The following is a 1,385-nucleotide window of genomic DNA, read 5'->3' on the forward strand; positions in this document are numbered from 1 at the left end:
GTGCGCGGCGAGCGCCTCGGCCGGGTCGGTGCCGGCGAGCGCGGCGGTGAACGACTCCAGCGCGGCGACGGGCACGAAGTGGTCGGCGAAGCCGCACAGCAGCGCGTCGCCGGGGCCCATCGAGCCGGAGGTGAGCGCCAGGTGGGTGCCGAGCCCGCCGGGGGCGAGGGCGAGCAGCCGGCTGCCGCCGACGTCCGGCATCAGGCCGATCCGGGTCTCCGGCATGGCGACGTTCGACCGCTCGGTGACGACCCGGACGGAGCCGTGCCCGGAGAGGCCGACGCCGCCGCCCATGGTGATGCCGTCCATCACGGCGACGTACGGCTTGGGGTAGCGGGAGATCAGGTGGTTCAGCCGGTACTCGTCGGCGAAGAACACCCGGGCGCCGGCCCCGCCGGCCAGCGCGTCGTCGTGCAGCTCCCGGATGTCGGCGCCCGCGCACAACCCTCGCTCCCCGGCCCCGGTGAGCACCACGGTGCGCACGGCGTCGTCGTCGGCCCAGGCCAGCAGGGTGTCGCGGACCTCCAGGAGCATCCCGTGGGTCAGCGCGTTCAGCGCCCTCGGCCGGTCCAGGACGATCCGCCCCGCCCCGCCGTCCCGTCGGACCTGCACACTCATGCCCCTGCTCCCGTCTCGAAGGCCGTGCCGGGGGAAACGATACGGGTGACCGGTCGGCGGAACCGGCGGTGAGGGGCGGGCATGGGAACCTTTCTGGACATCACCCTCGCGGTGGCGCTGGTGCTGCTGCTCGGGCGGACGACCTTCCGGCGCGGCCCCAACGCGGGCAGCATGGCGCTGATCGTGGTCGTGGGCGGGATCGCGCTGTGGCGGGGGCTCGGGCCGGGCGCGGGCTGGCTGGTGCCGGTCGTCTTCGCGGTGCTGGCGCTGGCCCTGCTGCAGGTCGCGCTCGCCGTCGCGGTGCTCGGCCGGGTCAGAGTCGCCGCCCCCGCGGAGTTGCGGGGGGAGATCCTGGCGGCGGCGGAGCGGGCGGACGGTCCGAGACTCCTGGTCCTGGCGGTGGCACCGTTCGGCACGGTGCTCGTCCAGGGCATCGCGGACGAGCCGGTGAGCACCTCGGTGCGGCTGACCGAGGGCTGCCCGATCTGCTTCGTCGAGGGCGTCGCCCTGGCGGTGGCCGAGGACGGGTCCGCGGTCGACGACTACCGGGGCAGGCTGGCCGAGGGGGCCAACCAGCTGCTGCGGCTCAGCCGCGGGGTGATCGACGACCGCTGGCAGGCCGAACTGCGTCCGGTCAGCGGGCCGCGGAAGACCTTCCGCCCGGTCGCCTGCCCCGTCCACCCCGGCTGAGCGGGGCGGTCGGACGGCCAGCCGCGGTGATGGGCTGCAGCGAGGTCGGCGGCGAGGTCTGGACGCGCGAGGCCGGC

2 protein-coding genes are annotated in these 1,385 nt (G+C 75.7%); one reads left to right on the top strand and one right to left on the bottom strand.

All coding sequences use genetic code 11. The features are described from left to right. Nucleotides 1–618, bottom strand: a 618-nt coding sequence (locus tag ABZ641_RS37445; protein ID WP_359989056.1) for a 3-hydroxyisobutyryl-CoA hydrolase, incomplete at its 3' end; no start/stop codon positions are given. A gap of 81 nt (nt 619–699) precedes the next feature. On the opposite strand from ABZ641_RS37445, the gene ABZ641_RS37450 reads away from it, so the two are divergent. Next, entirely contained in the window at nt 700–1,308 is a 609-nt protein-coding gene (locus ABZ641_RS37450; RefSeq protein WP_344623671.1) for a hypothetical protein, read from the top strand. The last annotated feature ends 77 nt before the right edge of the window (nt 1,309–1,385 follow it).

Source organism: Kitasatospora sp. NPDC007106 (genome assembly GCF_040634455.1).
GTDB lineage: Bacteria > Actinomycetota > Actinomycetes > Streptomycetales > Streptomycetaceae > Kitasatospora > Kitasatospora arboriphila.